The 21,078-nt window shown below is 44.9% G+C and carries 27 protein-coding genes and 2 riboswitches; of the genes, 18 read left to right on the top strand and 9 right to left on the bottom strand.

Annotated elements, in window-relative coordinates:
• Positions 1 to 54: 54 nt before the first annotated feature.
• The gene (locus tag ACHUFI_RS03290) at positions 55 to 774 is read right to left on the bottom strand and encodes an SDR family oxidoreductase (RefSeq protein WP_394246873.1); all 720 of its coding nucleotides are present in this window, start codon (positions 772 to 774) and stop codon (positions 55 to 57) included.
• Positions 775 to 998: 224 nt separating this feature from the next.
• Entirely contained in the window at positions 999 to 1,934 is a 936-nt protein-coding gene (locus ACHUFI_RS03295; RefSeq protein ID WP_394246875.1) for a universal stress protein, read from the bottom strand.
• A 242-nt stretch (positions 1,935 to 2,176) separates the two neighbouring features.
• On the opposite strand from ACHUFI_RS03295, the gene ACHUFI_RS03300 reads away from it, so the two are divergent.
• The 7 genes from ACHUFI_RS03300 (at position 2,177) to ACHUFI_RS03330 (ending at position 7,222) form a co-directional block, all read left to right on the top strand.
• Positions 2,177 to 3,076 (top strand): LysR family transcriptional regulator, encoded by a 900-nt coding sequence (locus ACHUFI_RS03300; protein WP_394246877.1) that lies wholly within the window; start codon positions 2,177 to 2,179, stop codon positions 3,074 to 3,076.
• Positions 3,077 to 3,169: 93 nt separating this feature from the next.
• Complete coding sequence (locus ACHUFI_RS03305; RefSeq protein ID WP_394246878.1) at positions 3,170 to 4,006, top strand: LysR family transcriptional regulator; 837 nt, start codon at positions 3,170 to 3,172, stop codon at positions 4,004 to 4,006.
• A gap of 255 nt (positions 4,007 to 4,261) precedes the next feature.
• Complete coding sequence (locus tag ACHUFI_RS03310; RefSeq protein ID WP_394246880.1) at positions 4,262 to 5,272, top strand: DUF1254 domain-containing protein; 1,011 nt, start codon at positions 4,262 to 4,264, stop codon at positions 5,270 to 5,272.
• Positions 5,273 to 5,474: 202 nt separating this feature from the next.
• A complete protein-coding gene (locus ACHUFI_RS03315) occupies positions 5,475 to 5,792 on the top strand; it encodes a GNAT family N-acetyltransferase (protein WP_394246881.1) in 318 nt (105 codons plus the stop codon).
• Positions 5,792 to 6,439 carry an aspartate/glutamate racemase family protein gene (locus ACHUFI_RS03320; protein WP_394246882.1) on the top strand — a complete coding sequence of 216 codons (648 nt, stop codon included), beginning with the start codon at positions 5,792 to 5,794 and terminating at the stop codon, positions 6,437 to 6,439. Before ACHUFI_RS03315 ends, ACHUFI_RS03320 begins: the two co-directional genes overlap by 1 nt.
• Before the next feature lie 15 nt (positions 6,440 to 6,454).
• On the top strand, positions 6,455 to 6,778 hold the full coding sequence (locus tag ACHUFI_RS03325) for a YqfO family protein (RefSeq protein WP_394246884.1): 324 nt from the start codon (positions 6,455 to 6,457) through the stop codon (positions 6,776 to 6,778).
• 120 nt (positions 6,779 to 6,898) lie between these two features.
• A complete protein-coding gene (locus ACHUFI_RS03330) occupies positions 6,899 to 7,222 on the top strand; it encodes a DUF2834 domain-containing protein (protein WP_394246886.1) in 324 nt (107 codons plus the stop codon).
• A 101-nt stretch (positions 7,223 to 7,323) separates the two neighbouring features.
• Here the strand turns inward: ACHUFI_RS03330 and ACHUFI_RS03335 are convergent, their stop codons facing one another.
• Positions 7,324 to 7,668, bottom strand: coding sequence for a winged helix-turn-helix transcriptional regulator (locus ACHUFI_RS03335; RefSeq protein WP_394246887.1), 345 nt, complete (start codon positions 7,666 to 7,668; stop codon positions 7,324 to 7,326).
• A gap of 105 nt (positions 7,669 to 7,773) precedes the next feature.
• On the opposite strand from ACHUFI_RS03335, the gene ACHUFI_RS03340 reads away from it, so the two are divergent.
• Together ACHUFI_RS03340 and ACHUFI_RS03345 are read left to right on the top strand one after the other, a co-directional pair.
• Positions 7,774 to 8,541 (top strand): SDR family NAD(P)-dependent oxidoreductase, encoded by a 768-nt coding sequence (locus tag ACHUFI_RS03340; RefSeq protein ID WP_394246888.1) that lies wholly within the window; start codon positions 7,774 to 7,776, stop codon positions 8,539 to 8,541.
• Positions 8,542 to 8,674: 133 nt separating this feature from the next.
• Positions 8,675 to 9,328, top strand: a complete 654-nt coding sequence (locus ACHUFI_RS03345) for a cupin domain-containing protein (RefSeq protein WP_394246889.1) — start codon at positions 8,675 to 8,677, stop codon at positions 9,326 to 9,328.
• A gap of 90 nt (positions 9,329 to 9,418) precedes the next feature.
• Here the strand turns inward: ACHUFI_RS03345 and ACHUFI_RS03350 are convergent, their stop codons facing one another.
• Positions 9,419 to 10,057, bottom strand: a complete 639-nt coding sequence (locus tag ACHUFI_RS03350) for an NAD(P)-dependent oxidoreductase (protein ID WP_394246890.1) — start codon at positions 10,055 to 10,057, stop codon at positions 9,419 to 9,421.
• 136 nt (positions 10,058 to 10,193) lie between these two features.
• On the opposite strand from ACHUFI_RS03350, the gene ACHUFI_RS03355 reads away from it, so the two are divergent.
• Positions 10,194 to 11,084 carry a LysR family transcriptional regulator gene (locus tag ACHUFI_RS03355; protein ID WP_394246891.1) on the top strand — a complete coding sequence of 297 codons (891 nt, stop codon included), beginning with the start codon at positions 10,194 to 10,196 and terminating at the stop codon, positions 11,082 to 11,084.
• Positions 11,085 to 11,152: 68 nt separating this feature from the next.
• Here ACHUFI_RS03355 and ribB read toward each other — a convergent pair whose 3' ends face one another.
• Positions 11,153 to 11,809: a 3,4-dihydroxy-2-butanone-4-phosphate synthase gene (gene ribB, locus ACHUFI_RS03360; RefSeq protein WP_394246893.1), complete on the bottom strand. Its 657-nt coding sequence runs from the start codon at positions 11,807 to 11,809 to the stop codon at positions 11,153 to 11,155.
• 168 nt (positions 11,810 to 11,977) lie between these two features.
• Positions 11,978 to 12,128, bottom strand: a riboswitch (FMN riboswitch).
• 239 nt (positions 12,129 to 12,367) lie between these two features.
• On the opposite strand from ribB, the gene ACHUFI_RS03365 reads away from it, so the two are divergent.
• Positions 12,368 to 13,123, top strand: a complete 756-nt coding sequence (locus tag ACHUFI_RS03365; protein WP_394246894.1) for a phosphatase PAP2 family protein — start codon at positions 12,368 to 12,370, stop codon at positions 13,121 to 13,123.
• 93 nt (positions 13,124 to 13,216) lie between these two features.
• On the opposite strand, the gene ACHUFI_RS03370 is transcribed toward ACHUFI_RS03365, so the two are convergent.
• On the bottom strand, positions 13,217 to 13,642 hold the full coding sequence (locus tag ACHUFI_RS03370) for a substrate binding domain-containing protein (RefSeq protein WP_394246970.1): 426 nt from the start codon (positions 13,640 to 13,642) through the stop codon (positions 13,217 to 13,219).
• Positions 13,608 to 13,769: a hypothetical protein gene (locus tag ACHUFI_RS03375; protein WP_394246975.1), complete on the bottom strand. Its 162-nt coding sequence runs from the start codon at positions 13,767 to 13,769 to the stop codon at positions 13,608 to 13,610. The genes ACHUFI_RS03370 and ACHUFI_RS03375 overlap by 35 nt, the downstream gene beginning before the upstream one ends.
• Between ACHUFI_RS03375 and ACHUFI_RS03380 the strand changes: the two genes are divergently transcribed.
• The 6 genes from ACHUFI_RS03380 to tenA all read left to right on the top strand — a co-directional run bounded on the left by ACHUFI_RS03380 (position 13,768) and on the right by tenA (position 18,632).
• A complete protein-coding gene (locus ACHUFI_RS03380; protein WP_394246972.1) occupies positions 13,768 to 14,052 on the top strand; it encodes an isochorismatase family protein in 285 nt (94 codons plus the stop codon). The genes ACHUFI_RS03375 and ACHUFI_RS03380 overlap by 2 nt on opposite strands.
• Before the next feature lie 310 nt (positions 14,053 to 14,362).
• Positions 14,363 to 14,461: riboswitch (TPP riboswitch) on the top strand.
• 63 nt (positions 14,462 to 14,524) lie between these two features.
• Positions 14,525 to 15,373, top strand: coding sequence for a bifunctional hydroxymethylpyrimidine kinase/phosphomethylpyrimidine kinase (gene thiD, locus ACHUFI_RS03385; protein WP_394246895.1), 849 nt, complete (start codon positions 14,525 to 14,527; stop codon positions 15,371 to 15,373).
• The gene (locus ACHUFI_RS03390) at positions 15,363 to 16,121 is read left to right on the top strand and encodes an ABC transporter ATP-binding protein (protein ID WP_394246973.1); all 759 of its coding nucleotides are present in this window, start codon (positions 15,363 to 15,365) and stop codon (positions 16,119 to 16,121) included. The genes thiD and ACHUFI_RS03390 overlap by 11 nt, the downstream gene beginning before the upstream one ends.
• Positions 16,114 to 16,908, top strand: coding sequence for an ABC transporter permease (locus ACHUFI_RS03395; protein ID WP_394246897.1), 795 nt, complete (start codon positions 16,114 to 16,116; stop codon positions 16,906 to 16,908). The genes ACHUFI_RS03390 and ACHUFI_RS03395 overlap by 8 nt, the downstream gene beginning before the upstream one ends.
• Before the next feature lie 43 nt (positions 16,909 to 16,951).
• On the top strand, positions 16,952 to 17,941 hold the full coding sequence (locus tag ACHUFI_RS03400; protein ID WP_394246898.1) for an ABC transporter substrate-binding protein: 990 nt from the start codon (positions 16,952 to 16,954) through the stop codon (positions 17,939 to 17,941).
• 22 nt (positions 17,942 to 17,963) lie between these two features.
• Positions 17,964 to 18,632: a thiaminase II gene (gene tenA / locus ACHUFI_RS03405; protein WP_394246899.1), complete on the top strand. Its 669-nt coding sequence runs from the start codon at positions 17,964 to 17,966 to the stop codon at positions 18,630 to 18,632.
• 64 nt (positions 18,633 to 18,696) lie between these two features.
• Here tenA and ACHUFI_RS03410 read toward each other — a convergent pair whose 3' ends face one another.
• Positions 18,697 to 19,218 carry a cysteine hydrolase family protein gene (locus tag ACHUFI_RS03410; protein ID WP_394246900.1) on the bottom strand — a complete coding sequence of 174 codons (522 nt, stop codon included), beginning with the start codon at positions 19,216 to 19,218 and terminating at the stop codon, positions 18,697 to 18,699.
• A 115-nt stretch (positions 19,219 to 19,333) separates the two neighbouring features.
• On the opposite strand from ACHUFI_RS03410, the gene ACHUFI_RS03415 reads away from it, so the two are divergent.
• Positions 19,334 to 20,281 (top strand): GlxA family transcriptional regulator, encoded by a 948-nt coding sequence (locus tag ACHUFI_RS03415; RefSeq protein WP_394246901.1) that lies wholly within the window; start codon positions 19,334 to 19,336, stop codon positions 20,279 to 20,281.
• A gap of 43 nt (positions 20,282 to 20,324) precedes the next feature.
• On the opposite strand, the gene ACHUFI_RS03420 is transcribed toward ACHUFI_RS03415, so the two are convergent.
• Positions 20,325 to 20,969 carry a DsbA family oxidoreductase gene (locus ACHUFI_RS03420; protein WP_394246902.1) on the bottom strand — a complete coding sequence of 215 codons (645 nt, stop codon included), beginning with the start codon at positions 20,967 to 20,969 and terminating at the stop codon, positions 20,325 to 20,327.
• Positions 20,970 to 21,078: the final 109 nt, after the last annotated feature.

Consider the following 21,078-nt stretch of genomic DNA (forward strand, 5'->3'; position numbering starts at 1 on the left):
CGGGCTTTTTATTGCTTACCTAGCAATATTTCTGTTGGTGCTTATGGTTGGTGCTTATGGTTGTTGCTTTGTTGGCGCTAGCGCAATCTCACGAATACAAACATTCTGTGGTTGCTGGTAAGCAAAAGAAACAGCACGAGCGATATCATCAGCAGCAAGAACGCCACCCATGTCTTCTTTCCACTCACCGTATCCGTCTTTGATTTCTTGAGAAGTCGTGTGAGACAGAAGTTCAGTTTCAACTGCTCCAGGTGCAATTGTGGTTACACGAACATTAGACGCTGCGACTTCTTCACGAACGTTTTCCGAAATTGCGTGAACTGCAAACTTAGTACCGCAATATGCTGCATGGTTCGGGAACGTTTTCTTACCAGCGATTGAGCTGATGTTAATGATAGTGCCGCTGTTACGCGCTTTCATTGGTGCAAGTACCGCTTGCATGCCGTTTAGTAAGCCGATGACGTTAACATCGAACATACGTTTCCATTCAGAAGCATCTTGTGTATCAATTTGACCTAGTAGCATAGTGCCAGCGTTATTGATTAGTGCGTCTGCAGGCCCAAACTTTTCTTCCGCTTTTGCGATAGCAGCTTCAAAGGTCGCTTGTTCAGTTACGTCTACTTGCTCGCACATGGTGTTCGGTAGGTCAAGTGCTTTTAGGCGGTCAACACGACGAGCCAAAAGAAGTAGAGAGTGGCCTTCGTCGCTAAGACGACGAGCGATTGCTTCACCAATACCAGAGCTTGCACCTGTAATTACGATTAAGTTTTTCATTCTTTATTCCTCTATCTTCATTTGAAGTCTTTTTGTTTAGAGGCAATCAAAGCGTTGCCTAGATGGGATAGTGCCGTGCTTCGTTGCGATGGAGGTATATTAAGAAAAGAATGATTGTTGATATATAGCAATTCAATTGAAACACTGTTGTCATACTGCAACAATGTTTAAGCTGTAGACTACAAAGGCCCATTGAGGGCCTTTGTTATTGCAGTTAGCACAACCTAGATCTGAACTGGTGACTGAAAGGAATCCGGTTTTAGTGTGATGACTGAGCAATTTAGTGTGTTGATCATGTCTTCGGCGGTATTGCCCAGTACTAAGCCTGAAATACCAGAGCGGGACATCGACCCCATCACCACGAGATCCATCCTGTTGTCACTCACATATTGAGGGAATACGTCTCGGGTTTCGCCTTCTAGTAAAACGGTATGAATTTCTGTATCGCTGTCGGCGTAAGGGGATAGCAAAGCATTAAGCCTAGTCAGGCGTTCTTCGTGCATATTTTTCGCTAGCAGCGCAATGTCAATATCGCTGTAACCACTCCAGTTTCGTAGAAAGCCTTCAGATTCAAGTTGCCAGACATGACATAAGGTGAGTTTGGCGTTCATCAGCGAACAAAACTCGACGGCCATCGCCACAAGTTTCGTATTGAACTCATGGTAGTCAGCGTTAGTGAGGTCAATTGCAGCAACTACTTGATTGATCGGCGCTGAATCTTTGCTCAATGACCAAATTGGCGTTTCGGACTTACGCATCAGGTTAAGAGTGTTGCTCCCACGTTCGCATGCTTCTTTTTTACTTTGACGGTAAGAGTCAATAATGACCATAGAGGCTTGGAGCTGAGTCGCCTCTTTGATGATTTCAATAAATGGCACTCCCACGTCGACCTTACTGGTGAACTCGATCTTTGGGTAGTGGTTGTTCAAGGTAAGAATGTGTTTATCTAACGTGTCTTGGTAGTGTTTGGTTGCGTGCTTCAGAACATTAAGTGTTGAACTGGATAAATGGTAGATATCCTTATATTCGGCCAGTTCTTTGATGACGAGTTGTAGCGTCACTTTTGCGCCGCACTGATTAGCAAACTGAAATGCTTGGTGGTGTGAGTCGTTAAGGTCTTGCTCTGGCGCAATCGGTACCAACAGCTGATTAAAAGCCATATTGCCTCCTGCAATAAGTGTCGAATTACAATTGCTCTTTAGTAAACTATAGATAACAGTGCTTGAAACGCCATTGAGTCAAGGACTCAACTGAACTTGCTTTGATCTGACACGGTATTTTTGAGCTGAATGTGTTTCATAGGGCTCGCATTAAAAATCAATGAAGTGTTGTACTGCAATTAACTTGAAGCACTGTTGCCATACTGCAACAATGTGAGGGTTGTTAATTCAAAGGGGTCACCATGCTCAACCAAACTAACTTGTCTGATGTTCGCTCTTTTGTCTTGATTGCCCGTTTAGGTAATTTCACAAAAGCCGCGGAAGAATTGGATGTATCCCGCTCACATGTTTCCAGGCAAATAAGCAGCTTAGAAAAACAAATGGGTGTGACCTTGTTTGTAAGAACGACTCGCACGTTAAGGCTGACTCAAGCTGGGAAGGCGTTGTACCAGCAATGCGAACAAGCTTTACACAATATTGATCAGGCTTTGATTGCTGCGGTTGATGATATCGAGGAAGTCCGAGGTGAGATAAAAGTGAACTGCGTTGGCGGCTACCTAGGGGAAGTGATCATTGCCAATATAGTCAATGACTTTATGTTGCAGCATCCTGATATCACTGTGAGCCTTGATTTCAGCAGCCATCGAGTCGACTTAATTGAAGATGAGTTTGATATTGCTTTTCGTATGGGCAAGTTGGAAGATGCCGGCTTCGTCGCACGTAAGTTGCTCGATATTGAGATGGGAACACTTGCAAGCCCAGATTACTTAGCTCGCAAAGGTCGCCCTGTTTACCCTAAAGACTTAGTCGAGCATGATTGCCTAACGGGGTCCGTTCGTAAGTGGAGTTTTCAATCGTCTGCAGATACATCCAAAAATCTTGATGTGGCGGTAAAAGGCCGGCTTCAATGTAAAAATGGACGGGTATTGGTGAATGGCGCGTTAAGTGGAAATGGAATCATACGTGTGCCTCGAATTTATTGTGAGGACGAGCTTGTTCAAGGCAAGCTGGTGGAAGTGTTTGACCAATGGTTGATCCCTAGCGTTGATTTCTCTGCAATTTACCACCGTGATCGTTACCAGCCTAAACGACTAAGAACTTTTATAGACTTTGTTAAAGAGCAATTTGATAAGTTGTCTTAGTGGCTATTCAAGGCGCTATGACTGAATGTTAATCAAAGTGCAGGTGGTATAAGGTAACTTGAACTACATTTGCGCGATTCAAAGCAGGTCGGTATGGATTTAAATCTCATCGTTCCGTTTTTAAGAGTTTATGAACTGAACAGTATTACTCAAGCGGCGGAAGTCATGGGGGTGACGCAGCCTGCGATGTCTGCCATGGTAAAGCGTTTAGAACAGCAGCTTAATAAGCATTTGTTTGTTCGCCACGGCCGCCGCTTAGAACCCACTTCAGAGGCTCACACCTTAGCTTCTCATTTCAAAGAGATAGAACATCGGCTACTACTGGCACTCGATAAACCACGGGAAATTTTGGTTTATGCGCCTGAACATATTGTTATTCAGCTCCCGATTATTGAAGGAGTGAAACTTATCGAAAATCCACTCTCGGAGTATCAAGTGTTGGATAGTTTGAGACACGATAAGATTGATATGGCGATAGAGTCTAGATTTAAACAAGATAAAGAAAACTCGTTCGTTTACGAGCATATTCAAGACATAGACCTCGTCTATGTGTGTCGGCAAGACCACCCTACGATAAACGACTCCGTAACCTTAGAAGAGTTTTTTGAGCTCGAGCATGTGACTCTGACCTATAGTGAACGTGAAGCGTCTGGGGTAGAAAAATTATCGGGAATGAATTTGCCCCGAAAGATTGTTAAACAGGTAACCAGTCCTAGTTCCATGCTGTTATGCGTGCAAAATAGTGATGCCATTTGCGCCACCAATCGCAGTGATGCGCTAATTGAACAGCTAGGCCTAAAGATTGTCGATGTCCCGTTTCCTATTTCCGCCATTCAATTGGATTTGGTTTATCACAAGAAGTTTTCTGAAAATAAACAGCATGCAAAGGTGCGGGCTTTACTTCACCAATATCTCAGTGATTGTTCATAATCTGTTTGCTTGTAGCTAAAACGATTTGCTCGTGATTTTGAGCGTACTTCCTTTCCTCGCATCATAAATTTCACTTTCTGTTTATCCGTAGTGCTCTATATAAATGGTGTTTATGTAGAGCATCACTCTGCGTGTCTACTTCCGTTGCTCATAACTTTGTACATTTGTCGCTCCTACAGCGAATTGCAGAATTGCAATCAATATAAAGCTCAGAACTATCTGAGCATTATATCTACCTCTAATGAGAACGACGTTATGAAAAAATTAATGATAGCAACGACAGTTGCCGCACTTTCCGCTGGATCCTACGCAAACAATATTGCCATTACTTATGACAATTATGAGGTAATGGAATCTCACGAAGCGATGAGCCGCATTACGGATCTAGCGGGTGACAATAACTTCTTTCACTTCCGAGCAATCACGCCTTTGGACAATCAAACGGTTGTCAGAATGAATCAAGATACGCTATACAGTGCCTATGTTACGGACTTGAGTAAAGAGGCTGAAATCACCATTCCAGATTTGGGAGACCGTTATATTTCGGTGATGGTTGTTTTAGGGGATCACTATATCAATCAGGTGTTTACGACAGCTGGCACGCACAAAATTGAAGCTGACACTGAGCAGACTCACGGCATGATTGTGGTACGAACAGAAGTGAATGCGAACAACCCGGAAGACCTTAAAGAAGTGCATCGTATTCAAGATGGGTTAGTCGTGACAAGTAATTCAACCGCCCCTTATGTCAAACCTCAATATGACCGAGATGAACTGCTTAAGTGGCGCGCGATGTTTGATGAAGTGAGCGCTAGAATTGGTTCATTAAACGATATGCAAGGAGCCCGAGGAAATATGAATCCGCTCATGCACCGTTTAGGTACGGCGACAGGGTGGGGCTTACTTCCTGATGCGGCTGCTCAGTATGTTGGTTATACTCATGATGGTGGTTCCACTGAATGTTCTGTCGCGACGTATGACACTCCGCCTTTTTATAACGACGACACTCGCAAAGGCTTTTTCTCTATCACAATGTACGGTTCAGAAGGGTGGATGATGAATGAGAAAGCCATTTTAAATAAGAACAATATTCAATTTAATTCTGACGACACATTTACGGTCCATTTCGGCGATTGTAACGGTGTTAGAGATATGAAAAATCATTTGCCAGTCACGGAAGGGTGGAACTTCCTAGTACGTGTTTATGAGCCGAACCTAGACATGATGGAATCATACGAACTGCCAGCAGCAGTGCCTGTGAAATAAAACAGGGCTCAGGGACGAGCGTTTTTGCAAATTTATTCTTTAACACCACACTACACGGATGTAGCAATCCCTCCAACTTTAACAAACCACTCGCTAAGCGTTATAAGAGCGATTTACATTGTAAACTCTTTATGAAATAGTGAATTATCAATTCAGTACTCTTGTTTTTGTACTGCTTTTTTCTACGTGAATAAGGAGTGTTATGTACGTAGAGTTACAACCAATCCCTCTTCAATCTCGTCATGTATTAGAAAATTTATTCCCGTATTACATCTACGACATTGAACAATTCTTTGTATTACGCAAATACAAGGGGCATGGTGTTGGAACACAAGCTTTGCAAAAGGTTGTTACCCACTTCCCAGGAAACTGGCAGGTGAGGGTTATGCTCGATAATAAAGCTGGTCTTGGCTTTTGGAAATCGGCCATTGGTCAGCTCTCCAATGACTATCAGTATAGCAAGTCGATAGACGTTGATTTGACCATGCATTTCTTTCACTTTGAAGCAGGAAGATCGTGATGAAAATCCCGCTTACTTTTCTGCATACGGCTGACGTCCATGTTCAAACCTTTCAAAACCTGATAGACGAATATGCCCCACAAATAAATGTTAGGCATGTGGTTGAGCCGAGTTACCTTCAACATGTTCAACAATATGGGGTCGATACAGCTTTGGTTGAACGGCTTACTGGCGATATTGAAACCTTAGCGAAAAGTAGTCAGTTGATTGTAGTGACATGTTCATCGATTGGTGGTGTTGCAGAAGCCTTAGATGGGACGAACGGCTGTGGTGTTCATCGAGTGGACAGAGCAATGGCGGATTTAGCGGTTCAACAAGGAAGCAATATTCTGGTATTGGCCGCGCTAGAAAGTACGTTAGAACCAACTCAGCGTTTATTAGAAGACTCAAAACTGGCGTTGCATGTAAGTGCCAGAGTGTCAGTTCAACTGGTTGAAGGAGCATGGGAACATTTTCAAAACAATGAGCAGACAGAGTATTTGAATGCTATAGCGAAAGCCATCAATGAGGACGAAGACAGGCATGACCTAATCGTGTTAGCGCAGGCTTCTATGGCGGGGGTAAGCGCTTTACATCGTGGAGAAGTACCTGTGTTGAGTAGTCCGACGCTCGGTGTTCTCCGAGCCATTAAGGCGTTATCGGTTTAATGAAGAGAATAGAGTATGTATAAGCTAGAGATTTTTTGCCAGCCACAGCAACAAGAGCTGGTGTTGAGTACATTGCATGAAGCAGGTGTCGACAAGATTGGGGACTATGACCATTGTTGGGCAATTGGCAGCATGACAGGATCCCATTGTGCACTTGAAGGTTCTGCTCCCGTATTTGGTGGCGTAGGGCAAATAGAAAATTATCCATTGATCAAGATTGAAATTAACGTCGAAGGTCGCTTTGTGAAAAGCATTGTTGAGCAGTTAAAAGATTGTCTAGGCTGGGAAGAACCTTTGGTCAATATAATGAAGTTATATAATCACGAGTTTGAGCTGTAGATCGGAATTCATACTAAAGTGCTATGTCATACCCTTTATGCCAATTTTAAACTTATGGTTCATAACCTTTTGATTTAAAGGTGGTAAATGGAATTCGTAGGGGCTTAAAGAGGACTGAGTATGGCGAAGTTTTATTTGTTTATGACCTTTCTTGGGATCTTCATCCCTTATGGGGCATTGATTCCTTGGCTAATCGAGCACGGCTTAGATCTATCTGCGCTCGCTCGTGATGTTACCGTCAATCCGATCAGCCTGTTTGCGTGGCTCGATGTGTTTGTTGCTGCGCTGGTGCTCATCGCCTTTATTGTTTCAGACGCCCGCAAGACGGCGACGCCATATTGGTGGTTAGCGATCGTTGGCACACTCGGTGTAGGCGTTTCTTGTGGACTGCCTTTGTACCTGTACTTAAAAACGCGTCACCAGTCGGGCAGCGTATCGACATGAATAATTCGTTGAGTGATAAGAATCCTCTATGTAACGAATCCCTACACTTCTAGGCAGGTCGATAATTTGAGAGCAAAGCGTGCTTTGCGTTGATTTAGCAATTACTCTTCGAGTGCATCAATCTCTTTTTGAAGCTGTTCAAGTTGCTCCAAGATGAGCAGAAACTTTTCTCCAAAAGGGGTGACTTGATATTCAACTCTAGGGGGGAGTTCATTGAACATCTGCTTATCTAGAATTCCAAACTCTACATTTCGTTTTAGACATTCATTCAATACTTTAGTGGATAACCCTTCAACAGAACGCACCATTTCACCGGGGCGATTTATGCCATTTGCCAGTAATTGGTAAACCGTGAGCGACCATTTACAGCCGTAGATGGTTTCGACCATGCGAGCAGAACGTTCTGGTGCCGATTTTCTTGAAAAAAAGTTTTCCTGATTTTTCATAAAGATGTACCAATAAGTACTTACCTAACCGATTTGTACTTACTATTCATAGTGTTAGTTCAAAGCCTAAGATTACCACGTTCACATGACTTAGGAGATAACAAAATGAACTTCACTAAAAACGGTATTGCAGTCGTCATCGGTGGCACAAGCGGCATGGGCTATGAAACCGCGAAGCAATTAGTCGCTCAAAACATCCATGTGTTGGTTGTCGGTAATAACCCAACTAAGTTAGATAAAGCGGTATCAGAACTTCAGTCACTAGGCCATGCTTCTGGCTGGCAAGCGAACCTTTATGATGATGCGAGTGTGTCGAATCTTATTGCACATCTAGAATCGCTTGATGGTGGTGTGGGTTACCTTGTTAATGCGGCTGGCTACTTTAATCCTAAAGCGTTTATTGAGCATCAAGAGTCGGATTACGGGCAATACATGCAGCTTAACAAAGCGACTTTCTTTATCACCCAAGCCGTCAGCAAACTGATGATCAAAAACGGTGGCGGCAACGTGGTAAACGTTGGTTCCATGTGGGCTAAGCAAGCAATCAAAGCGACACCCTCTTCTGCGTACTCAATGGCAAAAGCGGGCCTGCACGCTTTAACGCAGCACATGGCGATGGAGCTAGCGGAGCACAATATTCGGGTGAACGCGGTTTCTCCGGCTGTGGTTAAAACGCCGATTTACGAATCATTCATTAAGCCAGAAGAGGTGGACCAAGCGCTAGAAGGTTTCAACGCATTCCACCCGATTGGCCGAGTCGGTCAGCCCAAAGACATCGCAAACAGCATCTCTTTCTTGCTGTCTGATAGTGCCGATTGGGTAACGGGCGCAATCTGGGATGTGGATGGTGGCGTGATCGCGGGTCGTAACTAATAAAGCCTAGCTTTTAATATGGAGGGGGTATCAGTAATTAGCAGAGAAGTCGCCCCCTCGTTCAGTATTCACGTAGAATAGACATTAGAAAGACAATAATAATTAAAACGATACTAAGAGTAAGGTCGTCATTATGTTCAACATGGACTTTTCAAAGAGACTGGTTATCGAAACCGACAAGCTCGACTGGGTCGCAAGCCCGGCCAAAGGGGTGTGGCGCAAGCCGTTAGAGCGAGAAGAGAAAGAATCGGGCCACACGACTAGCGTGGTGAAGTACGACCCTCAATCTTCATTTTCTGAGCACCCGCACCCACAGGGCGAAGAGATCTTCGTATTAGACGGCGTGTTCTCAGATGAAACTGGTGATTTCCCTGCTGGAACCTATATCCGTAATCCGCCTGGCAGTGCACACTCTCCATTGAGTAAAGATGGCTGTACGATCTTAGTTAAACTAAACCAGTTTGATGCAAGAGACTTAACTCAAGTACGAATCAATACGCTTGAAACGGAATGGCTACCTGGTATTGGTGGTTTACAAGTAATGCCATTGCATGAATTTGAGCACGAACATGTCGCATTAGTGAAGTGGCCAGTTGGCGAGCGTTTTCAGCCGCATCGTCACTTTGGTGGGGAAGAGATCTTTGTGTTGTCGGGCACTTTTAAAGATGAACATGGCGTGTACCCGAAACACACCTGGATGCGAAGCCCTCATATGAGCGAGCATTTCCCATATGTGGAAGAAGAGACGGTCATCCTCGTGAAAACGGGTCATTTGCCACTGATATGATGATTTTCTCGACAAACAAAATAGAAAGCCGCTGACCAGAAGTCAGCGGCTTTTAAGTTTTTGCTATTTATGTTCTAACGCATCAGAGCATTAGTAGGCGACGCCAATTCGCTGCTGCGGGTATTGGCCTGCTTCGAGTTCGTCAATCATCGCGATAGCGTAATCGGCGACCGATATTTTGCTGTTGCCATCTTCGTCGGTGAGCAGCTGGTCGCCACCGGTACGGTAGGTCGATAGCTTTTCGCCAGGGAAGATTTCTGCTGCAGGGCTAACGAACGTCCAGTTGACCTCGCTATTAGAGTGTTTGAACACCTCAAGGGCTTCACCTTGTGCTAGTGCCTCACCTTTGTATTCTTCAGGAAAGTCAGGAACGGTGACAAGCTTTACGTTGGGCGCTACTTCTAATGAGCCAGCACCACCAACCCAAAGTAGGCGAGGTACATTAGCAGCGGGAAGTGCGTCCAGTAATTGACGAGCGGTTCGTTTAACAATGTCGTGATTGCCAACGCTACGCCCACCGACCGAAGCAATCACCGCATCGACGCCAGAAACGGCTTGGGTAAGATCTAGCTGTGAGTCCAGAAGATCAATCGTGCGAACTTCAGCGTTAGCAAGCTCAAGTCGATTCGGGTCTCTTACTAATGCGATGACGTCATGTCCGCGAGAGCTGGCTTCTTGTGCGATGTGGTTTCCGATCCAGCCTGAAGCGCCTAATACTGCAATTTTCATATGATGTTCTCCAATTGATTAAGTCTGTATCTCGACAACAATTGCAGTGTAATAGCATGCTATTTGGCGATAAATATCGATTTATGATGTAGATTGTATCTACTCTTGATGCTAATTGAATGGTTTGAAGCGGTTTATGGATAAATTGAATGCAATGCGTAGTTTCGTGGAAGTGGCAAACTGTTCCAGTTTTACTCAAGCTGCAGACCAGCTAGGCTTAAGTCGCCTACAAGTCTCCCGTCACGTGCAAGATATAGAATCTTGGTTAAAACAACGCCTGCTACATAGAACAACTCGAAAAGTGAGCTTAACCAGTGCAGGAGAAGAAGCCTTAAAAAGGTGTGAGAGAATTCTGCACGAAACCGCTGAACTTGAGGTGACGGCTTTAAATTCATCTCAACACTTATCCGGAACGATAAGAGTCGCTGCTCCCATCGGGCTGACTCAAAATATGCTACTTGATGTTGTCGAGCAATTTACCGATTTGCATCCAAGCATTACGGTGGAATTGTTTGCGTCTGATCACTTCACCCAGTTAGTGGATGAAAGAATCGACATAGCGCTGCGTTACACCGATCAACCGGATGACAGCTTAATCGCACGTAAACTAATGACAATAGAATCTGTAGTGTGCGCTTCACCTGATTATTTACGTGAATATGGCGAGCCGGAAACGGTTGAAGACTTAAAACAACATAATTGTTTTGTACATTTAGGCTCGGCGACTTGGAGTTTTGTTCAACACAATCAAACAACCACCGTAGAAGTGAGTGGCACAATGAAAGCTAACGATGTCGGGGTCTTGGTTCGAGCGGCTCAGCATGGCAAAGGAGTGGTAAGGTTACCGTGTGATTTGGCGAACCCAGTGATAGAGCAAGGCCTGCTCCGGCCGATATTAACGGAGTTTGTTGTACCCAGTAGCACGTTATGGGCAGTGTATTTATCGAGAAGCTATCAGTTGCCTGTCGTTCGTCAGTTTATTGATTTTGTTGCACAGGCTTGGTCGGAAGATATCACTTTGCGATAACGAAGCGGGGAAATAAAAAAGCCTCACGGCAGAGTGAGGCTTTAAAGGGGGATTCTATCGTTTGATGATTAAGCGAGTTTCAAATCAAACTGATTACGGTACATCACCATATCTTCAATGGTCAGTACTGGCATATTGTGTAGTTTGCCAAAAGCAACGATCTCTGGTGCTTTTGCCATCGTACCGTCTGGGTTGGTTACTTCGCACAGTACACCAGCCGATTGAAGACCTGCCATTTGCATAAGATCCACAGTACCTTCTGTGTGACCGCGGCGAGCAAGTACACCACCTTTGCGAGCACGCAGTGGGAATACGTGACCAGGGCGAGCTAGGTCACTTGGCTTAGCTGTTGGGTTTGCAGCTGTCTTGATCGTTGTTACACGGTCAGCGGCAGAAACACCTGTTGTTACGCCCACTTTTGCTTCGATAGTCACCGTAAACGCAGTTTGGTTAGCGCTATTGTTATCAACAACCATAGGTGGAAGTTCAAGTTGGTTCGCTTGCTCGTCTGTTAAACATAAGCACACAATACCGCTGCATTCGCGGATCATAAGCGCCATTTGAGCATTGGTTAGGTGTTCTACTGAGTAGATGATGTCGCCTTCGTTCTCACGATCTTCATCGTCAAGTAACAGTACGCCACGACCTTCTCGCAGTGCTTCTAAAGCATTTTCAACGCGTGTAATTGGTTCGCCAAATTCGGCAAGTAGTGAAGACTGATTCATGGTTAAACTCCTAAATATCACCAGAATCAGGGCTGTATGAGGGACGGCAACCGAGCACAACAAAGCCAACCCATTACGGTCAGCTAAAGCTCGTCGTGGTTTTCATCCAAAACGAAATGCACCAACGAACAACCAGCAATTGGATCACTGGCAGGTTTGTTGATGTGTTTCCATTCTCTCTCATCCGGACTATAACCGTCGGCTCTGGCATCTCACCAGATCTGCTGACCTCGACGAATCGAGCGCTCGCGGGCTTATCTTTAGGTTTTACTAAGGACATACCGCCGGTGGGGAATTTCGCCCCGCCCTGAGAATAAAAATTAATAATTTGATTGCTACTGAGAGCAGACCAGATGGTATCGGTTTCAGGTTTCTTTGAAAAGGGCTAAGAGCAAAGTTTCAAGAATTCGGATCAATTGAATACCTGAACGTATTTATTTTGGTGATGGTTGACTCAATAATCGAAATAACTCCTTATAAATTGGGGGAAAGTTGACATAACGCTGATGCACTAAGAGTAGGGCGCAAGTAGAATCAGCGCTCATTTTCTGACAGGTAATGATGTCTGTGTTTAAATTCCCTACCTCTAAAACAAAAGGTTTGAAAGTACTTTCATTAAGCCTTTATTCGCTTTTTCCAATCATTTTTGTCGGAATGTCAGCTGACCTCGCCAGTGAAGTGGGTCAGGGCTTTGGTCGATTCATCGAAGTGATGACAAATTCAGCAGGTAGCAAGGGTTTCTTACTGAGCTTAGCCGTTTTGTGCTCGCTTACAGCAACATTAAAAATCCCAAATAATAGAATCATAGGGCTAGGGCTTCAATTGGCGATGATATTAGCATTGAGCTTTATGGTAAAAACCACCCTTAAAACGGTTACTGAAAGTCCAAGACCTTATGTCGAGTATCTTTCCGAACAACGAGTGATCAATGCTCCAGAAGATTTCTATCAACTGAATATGATTGAACGGAACAGTGCGATTGACTCCACTCAAGGCTATGTAAGCGAGTGGAGAACGAAGCACTGGCAAGGTGAGAAAGACTATTCATTCCCTTCTGGGCATACGATTTTTGTTGCGATTTGCGTGGCATTTTTCGGTGGGTTGTTCCTTGAACGCCAACAGTATTGGTTGGTGACAGGCTTGCTTGTGTGGGCCGGAATAGTGGCTTATAGCCGTTTGTGGCTCGGTATGCATCGACCAATGGATTTGGTTGGCTCGTTAGCTTTGGGCGCGATGATCTATCTGCTGGTGCCAACCTTTCAAGGTGGCAAGGTTGAACAGTGGCTTAACCGATGGTTACCTGCAACTAAGTAGCCACAAGCTAAAAAGGCGCCGTCAGAGGCTCCTTTTTTGTGCTTGGAGGCTATGTAAGGAAGTGAGCCCAAATATGTCGACATGCCTCTATTGTTAGCAGCGAAAGGTATCGGGTAAGAATTCTAGAAACACTCTGACTTTTGGCGTTGCGCCGCGGTGACTTGGGTAAACTGCGAACATATCCACACTTTCGAATTGCCATTTTGGAAGTACGTTCATTAACTCGCCCCTCTCGATTGCTTGCTGCGCCATGTATTCGGGTAACTCTGTAACACCCAGGCCATCTTGCGCGAGCTGTCTGAGAACGGAAAAGTCATCACATTTGAAAGCAGGGTTAAAATTGACGGTTTCTCTCTGCGTTTCTGACACCAAGTGCCACTGCGCTTTTTGTTCTTTCATGTTCATCCACAAACATTGAACTTGCTGAAGATCACTTGGCTGCATGATGCGGTGGTTCGCCATGTAACTAGGGGACGCATAAAGTTTAAGAGGCAGCTGACATATTTTGCGCGCTATCAGGGTATTGCTGGCAGAACTGAGTGATTTTAGGGGCGAGCAAGCTTTGGCCGATTGCGAGTGAGACACATACCTTAATCGTTCCTTGAGGCTTATCCAGTAAGGTTTCGACAGTTTGCTCGGCTGGCATTGTTACCGACGTTTGTTTACTTTTCCCTGCGCTTTCTGCGGTAGAAGAAGGTTACGATGTCTACGCTGTGATAGACGCGTCTGGCACTTGGAACAAAACGGTTCAAGAAGTAACAATTCAACGCCTGACACAAGCGGGCGTAAAAGTGACGACCTGGGCATCTGTACTGGCTGAATTGATGAACGACTGGCGTAGTGATTACGGGGAAGTACTGGGTAGAGTGCTCGCCGAGCATACAACTAAGTATGGTTATGTGATGAACAGTTACTTTGCCAAAGGGTAAATATGATGAGTGGCGAACCGAAAATTTCGCTACCCAACCGGCATTGGGTGGCACTGTATACTTTTGTTATTTTATTGCCGTTAGTGTATTTGAACCCACCTTTGGTGATGACCTATATAACTGATAACCATGGACTTGTTACTGTTTTGTCAGTCGCTATCATTGTCCCGATTGTATCGTATTTGGCGCTGCCTAATTGTTTGAAAGCGCATCATCGAATCGTGAATAAAAAGTAAAACAAGGTGGTAGTAACTTGGCAGAATTACGGTGAAATGATTTGTAGTTGATAAAAAAGTTGTTACTATCGTCGCATACATAGTCGGGGGGCCACTAGGCTGAGATCGCAATTGCGAGACCCGTTGAACCTGATTCAGTTAATACTGGCGTAGGGAACTATTAGTCTTGCGATCGGCAATGTGATCCCACTTTTGCCATGGTAAGAAAGTTCCTGCACGTCGGTTTAGGAGCTTTTATGCCACACTCTACCGCGACAAAATCTTCTTCTGTTACCACTCCAATCGTATTAACCATTGCAGGTTCCGACAGCGGTGGCGGAGCGGGTATTCAAGCTGATATCAAAGCCATTTCCGCGACAGGTGGATATGCATGTTCGGCAATCACTGCGATTACAGCTCAGAATACACTCGGCGTTTCAGCCATTTTCCCAATTCCTCTAGAACATGTTGAGCAGCAGCTCGATGCCGTATTTTCTGATCTTAATATTGTTGCGGTCAAAGTGGGTATGCTGGCCGACGCGAATATCATCAAAACGGTTGCTGCAAAAATTAAACAATATCGTCCTGAATTTTTGGTGGTCGATCCCGTCATGGTCGCGACAAGCGGGGACTTGTTGTTGCAAGAGTCTGCAATAAGCACCCTCAAGTCTGAGCTTCTTCCTCTTGCTGACGTCATTACCCCTAACCTACCGGAAGGTGCGGCACTTATTGGTGGACAAGTCCCTTCTAACGAAGATGAAATGTCCGACATGATCTCTCAGTTACGTGAATTAGGGGCGCACTCAGTATTACTGAAAGGCGGGCATTTAGAGCAAGACGAGAACAGCAATGATCTACTGATCTTCCCAGATAAAGTGAAACGACTAAGTGCGAAGCGCGTTGATACGCAAAACACCCACGGCACAGGCTGCACTTTGTCCTCTGCGATTGCTTCTTATTTGGCGCAAGGCTATTCACTGATTGAAGCCGCGAAACTTGGTAAGTATTACATTTCGAGTGCCATTGCCCATGCGGACGAACTCGACGTTGGGAAAGGCCATGGCCCTGTTCATCATTTCTATAATGGCCACGCCGATGTTCGCTAAGCAGCTCGAAATTTCAGGAGGGTATCTGCGCTATTTAGACAGTGCTCACCCCACCGTTTTCGGTTTGAATATGCAAATCCCTGTAGGCCGATGGACGTGTTTACTTGGCAGAAGTGGCTGCGGTAAAACGTCTTTGCTTCGACATTTAGCTGGGCTTTTGGGGAGTAAAGCCGAGTGGATTGGCGATATTGATCTCGTCGATGCTGAGGCGAGAGAGCCGATTTCAATCAGCGATAATATTGCCTATATGGCTCAGCAAGATTTGTTGATGCCTTGGTTATCCGTATTAGATAACGTTTTACTGAGTACTCGTTTTGAAAGCGGTCGCCAGTGCCACGCATCCCGAGCGATGGCCTTGTTGGAGCAAGTCGGCTTGGCGGATAAACGCGATGCATTACCTCAGCAGCTTTCTGGGGGAATGAGACAACGAGTTGCGTTGGCACGCACGCTGATGCAAGACAAGTCGATTGTATTGATGGATGAACCTTTCTCGGCGCTAGATGCTGTGACCCGTCATCGTCTTCAAAATTTATCTTACGAATTGTTGAAAGATAAAACGGTGGTGTTGATTACGCACGATCCTCAAGAAGCGGTTCGACTTGCGAGCCGTTTATACATCATGCAGGGCTCGCCTGCGTATGTTCAATCTTTGCCTGTCCCTAGCTCAGAGATCCCAAGAAAACTGGATGCAGAATGTGCCTCTCTTCAGCAACAAATTATCGAACAGTTGGAGAGGGACTATGAGTGATCTAACCCTAGTGAATAAGATATCGCGAAGCCTTAGTAAAGATACCAACGCTCACCCAATGATAAGAGGAATGATCAGTGCTTTGGTGATCATTGGCTTGTGGCAAGCCGTGGTGGTTGTCTTCGACATGCCGGCTTTCATTCTACCCGCTCCACTCGATGTATTTGAACGTTTGATACAGCGATATGACGTTTTAGCAAGGCACTCATGGGTTACCGCTCAGGAAATCGTGTTGGGTTTATTGCTCGGTCTGTCGATGGGCATGATGTTCGCCCTGCAAATGTTGCTATTTAAGCCTGTGAAACGTTGGTTGCTGCCTATCTTAATTGCCAGCCAAGCCATTCCTGTTTTCGCTATCGCGCCAGTATTAATGCTTTGGCTTGGGTATGGCATTGCCTCAAAGGTGGTCATGGCGGCGCTGATTATTTTCTTCCCAGTCACGACCTGTTGTTATGACGGACTTCGAAATACGCCCACTGGCTACTTGGACTTGGTGAAAACCATGGGAGCAAGCAAGTGGCAAACGCTCAGGTATGTTCAATTGCCCGCTTCGTTGCCTACTTTAGCTTCAGGTATTCGTGTCGCCGTGGTTATCGCTCCCATTGGGGCGGTTGCCGGTGAATGGGTGGGGTCAAGTGAGGGTTTAGGTTACTTGATGCTGCAAGCGAATGCTCGAATGATGATTGATGAAATGTTCGCCGCGTTATTTATCTTATCTGCGTTGTCGGTTTCTCTTTATTTCGTTACCGATAAATTGCTGAAAAAGTTTATTCCTTGGGAAGTCTAATAGGCCAATAACCAAGAGATAAAACAAAGCCCATCAATGACTGATGGGACATTATAAAAATGAAAATTCAAAAGGAAATCTAGTGAAAAAACAATCCATTATAGGCGCAGTTGCGCTAGCAGCTTCGGCATTTACTTTTAATGTACAAGCTCAAACTAAAGAACTCACGCTAATGCTGGATTGGTTCGTGAACCCTAACCACGGGCCAATTGTTATAGCCAAAGAGCGCGGATACTTTGCCGAACAAGGGCTGAAAGTCAACGTCCAAGAACCGGCGGATCCGAGTACACCACCTAAGCTGGTGGCTGCGGATAAAGTTGATCTTGCTATCTCATACCAACCAAACCTGACCATTGATGTAGCCGCAGGTCTGCCGTTGATTCGCGCTGCAACATTGATTGCGACCCCTCTTAACACATTAATGGTATTAGACAATAAAAAGGTCGATAGCCTTTCTGATCTAAAAGGCAAAAAGATCGGTATCGCAATCGCAGGTAACGAAGAAGCTACCATTGGCACTATGCTGAAAACGGGTGATGTGAACTATGAGGATGTGGAAATCATTAACGTAGGTTGGGCATTATCGTCTTCATTAGCGTCTGGAAAAGTGGATGCAATCTGGGGTGGCTTACGTAACTTTGAAACGAATCAGCTTGCGCTAGAAGGTTACCAAGCGAAAGCCTTCTTCCCTGAAGAGCATGGTGTGCCTGCCTATGATGAGTTGGTATTTGTAGCCAACGCCAACACTTATGATCAAGCGGCGATCAAAGCCTTTAACAAAGCGTTAGAACAAGCGACAACCTACATAGTGAACCATCCTAAAAAGTCTTGGAACGAGTTCGTCGCTTATGCTCCAGATACACTAAATAATGAACTGAATAAACGCGCTTGGAACGACACATTAACTCGCTTCGCGTTACGCCCTTCTGCTGTCGATCTGAAACGTTACGACGATTACGCGCAGTTTATGTACGATCAGAAAATCATTAAGACTTTACCTAAAGCTCAAGATTACGTGCCTAGTTTTCAATAATTGACCAAGAAGTAGTAACACTATGAATCACCAAGATTTGATCAATGCTTGTCGCGCTGATTGGGATGCGTATACAAAGCATGAGTTTGTACAGAAGCTAGCAGAAGGAACGCTCGCACAACCTTGTTATTTGCATTATTTGAAACAAGATTTCCTATTTTTAAAGCAGTACGCTCGGGCTTATGCACTCGCGATTTACAAAGCTCGTACGTTAGCTGACATGCGTAAAGCTTTGCCAAGTGTGCATGCCTTACTGGATTCGGAGATTAATCATCATATTACTTATTGCGGTAATTGGAGACTGACAGAGTCAGACTTAGAAGCAGAACCGGAAGATTTTGGCACTGTCGCATACACACGTTATGTTCTTGATGCTGGCATGACCGGAGACATTGTCGATTTGTACGCAGCGCTTGCGCCATGTTCTATCGGTTACGCTGAGATTGGGCGAAATTTAAAGGTAAGCGAACAAACGGTTTTTGAAGGAAACCCGTTCGCAAGCTGGATAGAGCTGTACAGCGGTGAAGAATTTCAACAAGGCGTAGCAGAGGGAACGGCTCACATTGATGAACTTCTTGCTGAAATTGATATTAACAGCCAGCGCGGACGAAATTTGGTAGAAGTGTTTAGAACGGCGACTCGCATGGAAATCGCATTCTGGCAGCAAGGGTTAGATGTACAAGACAAGTAATGAGTCACGTAATAGTCTATAAATCAAAAAGAGCACTCGGTGCTCTTTTTTTTGTGCCTGTAGATTACGAAAATGCTTGTTCGCTAGACAGGAGGGGTATTCGCGTAGAAATCGCGTGCAACGCGATGTTGTGGATCATTTCGTCTACGGTTGTACAGCAATCGACAATCACTTTGGGGTTGTATTTCTCTGCCGCTTTGGAAATTGCGGTATGTGTTACGCAGTTCTGGGTCATCATTCCACACAGTAGCAGTTCATCAATACCGTGTTGCTGTAACACGGCTTCTAGTTCAGTTTGTTCAAAACTATCTGCAAAATGCTTTATCACGACATCGGCATCTGGCGCTTGGTTCAAAATCTCTGGGTGAATATTGGCGCCATCAGTGTCTGGATTAAAAAATGGAGCAGGCCCTGCTTGCGAATCAGCGATATGCTGAATATGGATGATTTTAATACCGCGTTCAGTCGCTAAATCGATCGCGTTTTTGATATTCGTGAGGGTGTTTTGCGTGTTCCATAATGGGAATTTGCCTTCCTCGAAGTAGTCGTTTTGTAGGTCGATTACTAGCAATGCTTTGTTCGTCATTATGTGTCCTTATTATGTCGGTGTTTTTCGGTACGCCGATATATTGAGGCTTGAACAAAAATTCAAACAGTGTCATTAATGACGTTATTAAGGGTAAAACTGACAAGGGCTATAAATGAGTCTGAAAATAGCGATAGTGAACTATCAAGGTAGTTTGAAATCAGCGCTTTATGGTCTAGAAGAATTGTTCCAGATGGCGAACTTAGCGTGTGAAGAACAAGGACTAAGCTTCCAATTTGAGCCTGTGATTGTCGATATCGATCATAAACTCAGGTTAGAAGGTGTCGAAACGAATGAGCAAAAACAAGTGTTCGATATCGTTATATTGCCGCCAAGCAACAGTAGCGATTACTACCTAGAGCCTGGCCCTTCACTGGTGAAATGGCTGCAAGATCAAGCCTCGCTGGGAGCAATATTATGTTCGGCCTGTGCGGGCGCATTTATCTTGGCGAAAACAGGGGTATTGAATCATCGAAAGATCACCACACACTGGGGACTAGCGGCGGCCTTTATTGAACGTTTTCCTGAACTTAGCTTGGACACCGACAAAATATTGATTAACGAGTCGGATGTGATCACTGCAGGTGGCATGATGTCTTGGGTCGATTTAGGCTTAGAGCTAGTCGGACAATATTCGCAACCGAGTGTCATGAGGCAGTTAGGCAAAATGCTGGTGGTGGATACGGGGACAAGAGAGCAGAGGTACTACAAACAATTTACTCCTGTTTATAACCACGGTGATGATTTGATCCTCAAAGTACAGAAGTGGATGTTGCAACACGTTACGCAGCAGATAACCCTGTTGGTGTTAGCAGAGTATTGCTGTTTAGGGGAGCGGACCTTTTTACGTCGATTTAAAAAGGCTACAGGGCTCAATCCGACAGAATATATTCAGCACTTACGAGTCCAAAAGGTATGTGAGTTACTGGAGACTTCCAGTAACTCATTTGAGTGGATCGTTCATCAGGTCGGCTATGAAGATGCCAGTGCTTGTCGGAAATTATTCCTGCGCATAATGGGGCTAACGCCACAAGAATTTAGAAAGCGTTTTGTTAATGCCTAGCTTCTTACACTGGCTGCACTAGATGCAAAGATAAGCGTGAGGCTTAATCAAGTTCTGATATTTCACGAATGGCTTGTGCAAGGGTCGCTGGTTCTTGAGCGCCAGTGATCAAATGCTTTTGATTGATGATATAGGCTGGTACGCCTTGAATACCTGCATTCATCCATTGCTGCTCAATCGCTTCAACTTTTTGTGCCCAGCTTGGATCAGAAAGCGTGATTTGAGCCTGCTCTACATCTAAGTTCACCGATTTTGCTAGTGCGAGAAGCACTTGATCATCTTCGATGTTTTCATTGTGAGTAAAGTAAGCGGTAAACATCGCCAGTTTTAGCTCAGTTTGTTTATTGAATTCACTGGCCCAAAGCAACAGTTGATGAGCTTTACGCGTATTGTACATGCGCATTTCATCGGTGAAATTGAAGGTGAATCCGAGCTCTTTGCCTGCATTTGTGATCATTTCGCGAGCTTCGTTGCTGGCTTGGGGTGTTGTCCCGTACTTTTCAGCTAAGTGTTCGCGTAGGTTTTGCCCGCCTTGAGGCATCGCCGGATTGAGTTCAAATGGGTGGAACTGAACCTGAGCACTTATCTCACCGTTTAGTGTGTTAAGTGCCGATTGAAGTCGTTCGTAGCCGATAATACACCAAGGGCATACGACGTCGGATACGATGTCTATTGTTACTTGTTTCATTTCTATTCCTAAAGCCCGTAGCAAGATTAATGGAATAGTATCAACCTCTTTGTTTACTGCAATCCGGCCAATAGAGGGAGATGTTCAAATTAAACCTATTGACTTTGCT

Source organism: Vibrio profundi (assembly GCF_043642225.1).
GTDB lineage: Bacteria > Pseudomonadota > Gammaproteobacteria > Enterobacterales > Vibrionaceae > Vibrio > Vibrio profundi_A.

What these genes read in the sequence shown, in the direction of transcription:
- ACHUFI_RS03290 (WP_394246873.1), bottom strand. Translation starts at nt 774, where the DNA reads ATGAAAAACTTAATCGTAATTACAGGTGCAAGCTCTGGTATTGGTGAA.
- ACHUFI_RS03295 (WP_394246875.1), bottom strand. Translation starts at nt 1,934, where the DNA reads ATGGCTTTTAATCAGCTGTTGGTACCGATTGCGCCAGAGCAAGACCTT.
- ACHUFI_RS03300 (WP_394246877.1), top strand. Translation starts at nt 2,177, where the DNA reads ATGCTCAACCAAACTAACTTGTCTGATGTTCGCTCTTTTGTCTTGATT.
- ACHUFI_RS03305 (WP_394246878.1), top strand. Translation starts at nt 3,170, where the DNA reads ATGGATTTAAATCTCATCGTTCCGTTTTTAAGAGTTTATGAACTGAAC.
- ACHUFI_RS03310 (WP_394246880.1), top strand. Translation starts at nt 4,262, where the DNA reads ATGAAAAAATTAATGATAGCAACGACAGTTGCCGCACTTTCCGCTGGA.
- ACHUFI_RS03315 (WP_394246881.1), top strand. Translation starts at nt 5,475, where the DNA reads ATGTACGTAGAGTTACAACCAATCCCTCTTCAATCTCGTCATGTATTA.
- ACHUFI_RS03320 (WP_394246882.1), top strand. Translation starts at nt 5,792, where the DNA reads ATGAAAATCCCGCTTACTTTTCTGCATACGGCTGACGTCCATGTTCAA.
- ACHUFI_RS03325 (WP_394246884.1), top strand. Translation starts at nt 6,455, where the DNA reads ATGTATAAGCTAGAGATTTTTTGCCAGCCACAGCAACAAGAGCTGGTG.
- ACHUFI_RS03330 (WP_394246886.1), top strand. Translation starts at nt 6,899, where the DNA reads ATGGCGAAGTTTTATTTGTTTATGACCTTTCTTGGGATCTTCATCCCT.
- ACHUFI_RS03335 (WP_394246887.1), bottom strand. Translation starts at nt 7,668, where the DNA reads ATGAAAAATCAGGAAAACTTTTTTTCAAGAAAATCGGCACCAGAACGT.
- ACHUFI_RS03340 (WP_394246888.1), top strand. Translation starts at nt 7,774, where the DNA reads ATGAACTTCACTAAAAACGGTATTGCAGTCGTCATCGGTGGCACAAGC.
- ACHUFI_RS03345 (WP_394246889.1), top strand. Translation starts at nt 8,675, where the DNA reads ATGTTCAACATGGACTTTTCAAAGAGACTGGTTATCGAAACCGACAAG.
- ACHUFI_RS03350 (WP_394246890.1), bottom strand. Translation starts at nt 10,057, where the DNA reads ATGAAAATTGCAGTATTAGGCGCTTCAGGCTGGATCGGAAACCACATC.
- ACHUFI_RS03355 (WP_394246891.1), top strand. Translation starts at nt 10,194, where the DNA reads ATGGATAAATTGAATGCAATGCGTAGTTTCGTGGAAGTGGCAAACTGT.
- ribB (WP_394246893.1), bottom strand. Translation starts at nt 11,809, where the DNA reads ATGAATCAGTCTTCACTACTTGCCGAATTTGGCGAACCAATTACACGC.
- ACHUFI_RS03365 (WP_394246894.1), top strand. Translation starts at nt 12,368, where the DNA reads ATGATGTCTGTGTTTAAATTCCCTACCTCTAAAACAAAAGGTTTGAAA.
- ACHUFI_RS03375 (WP_394246975.1), bottom strand. Translation starts at nt 13,769, where the DNA reads ATGCCAGCCGAGCAAACTGTCGAAACCTTACTGGATAAGCCTCAAGGA.
- thiD (WP_394246895.1), top strand. Translation starts at nt 14,525, where the DNA reads ATGCCACACTCTACCGCGACAAAATCTTCTTCTGTTACCACTCCAATC.
- ACHUFI_RS03390 (WP_394246973.1), top strand. Translation starts at nt 15,363, where the DNA reads ATGTTCGCTAAGCAGCTCGAAATTTCAGGAGGGTATCTGCGCTATTTA.
- ACHUFI_RS03395 (WP_394246897.1), top strand. Translation starts at nt 16,114, where the DNA reads ATGAGTGATCTAACCCTAGTGAATAAGATATCGCGAAGCCTTAGTAAA.
- ACHUFI_RS03400 (WP_394246898.1), top strand. Translation starts at nt 16,952, where the DNA reads ATGGGACATTATAAAAATGAAAATTCAAAAGGAAATCTAGTGAAAAAA.
- tenA (WP_394246899.1), top strand. Translation starts at nt 17,964, where the DNA reads ATGAATCACCAAGATTTGATCAATGCTTGTCGCGCTGATTGGGATGCG.
- ACHUFI_RS03410 (WP_394246900.1), bottom strand. Translation starts at nt 19,218, where the DNA reads ATGACGAACAAAGCATTGCTAGTAATCGACCTACAAAACGACTACTTC.
- ACHUFI_RS03415 (WP_394246901.1), top strand. Translation starts at nt 19,334, where the DNA reads ATGAGTCTGAAAATAGCGATAGTGAACTATCAAGGTAGTTTGAAATCA.
- ACHUFI_RS03420 (WP_394246902.1), bottom strand. Translation starts at nt 20,969, where the DNA reads ATGAAACAAGTAACAATAGACATCGTATCCGACGTCGTATGCCCTTGG.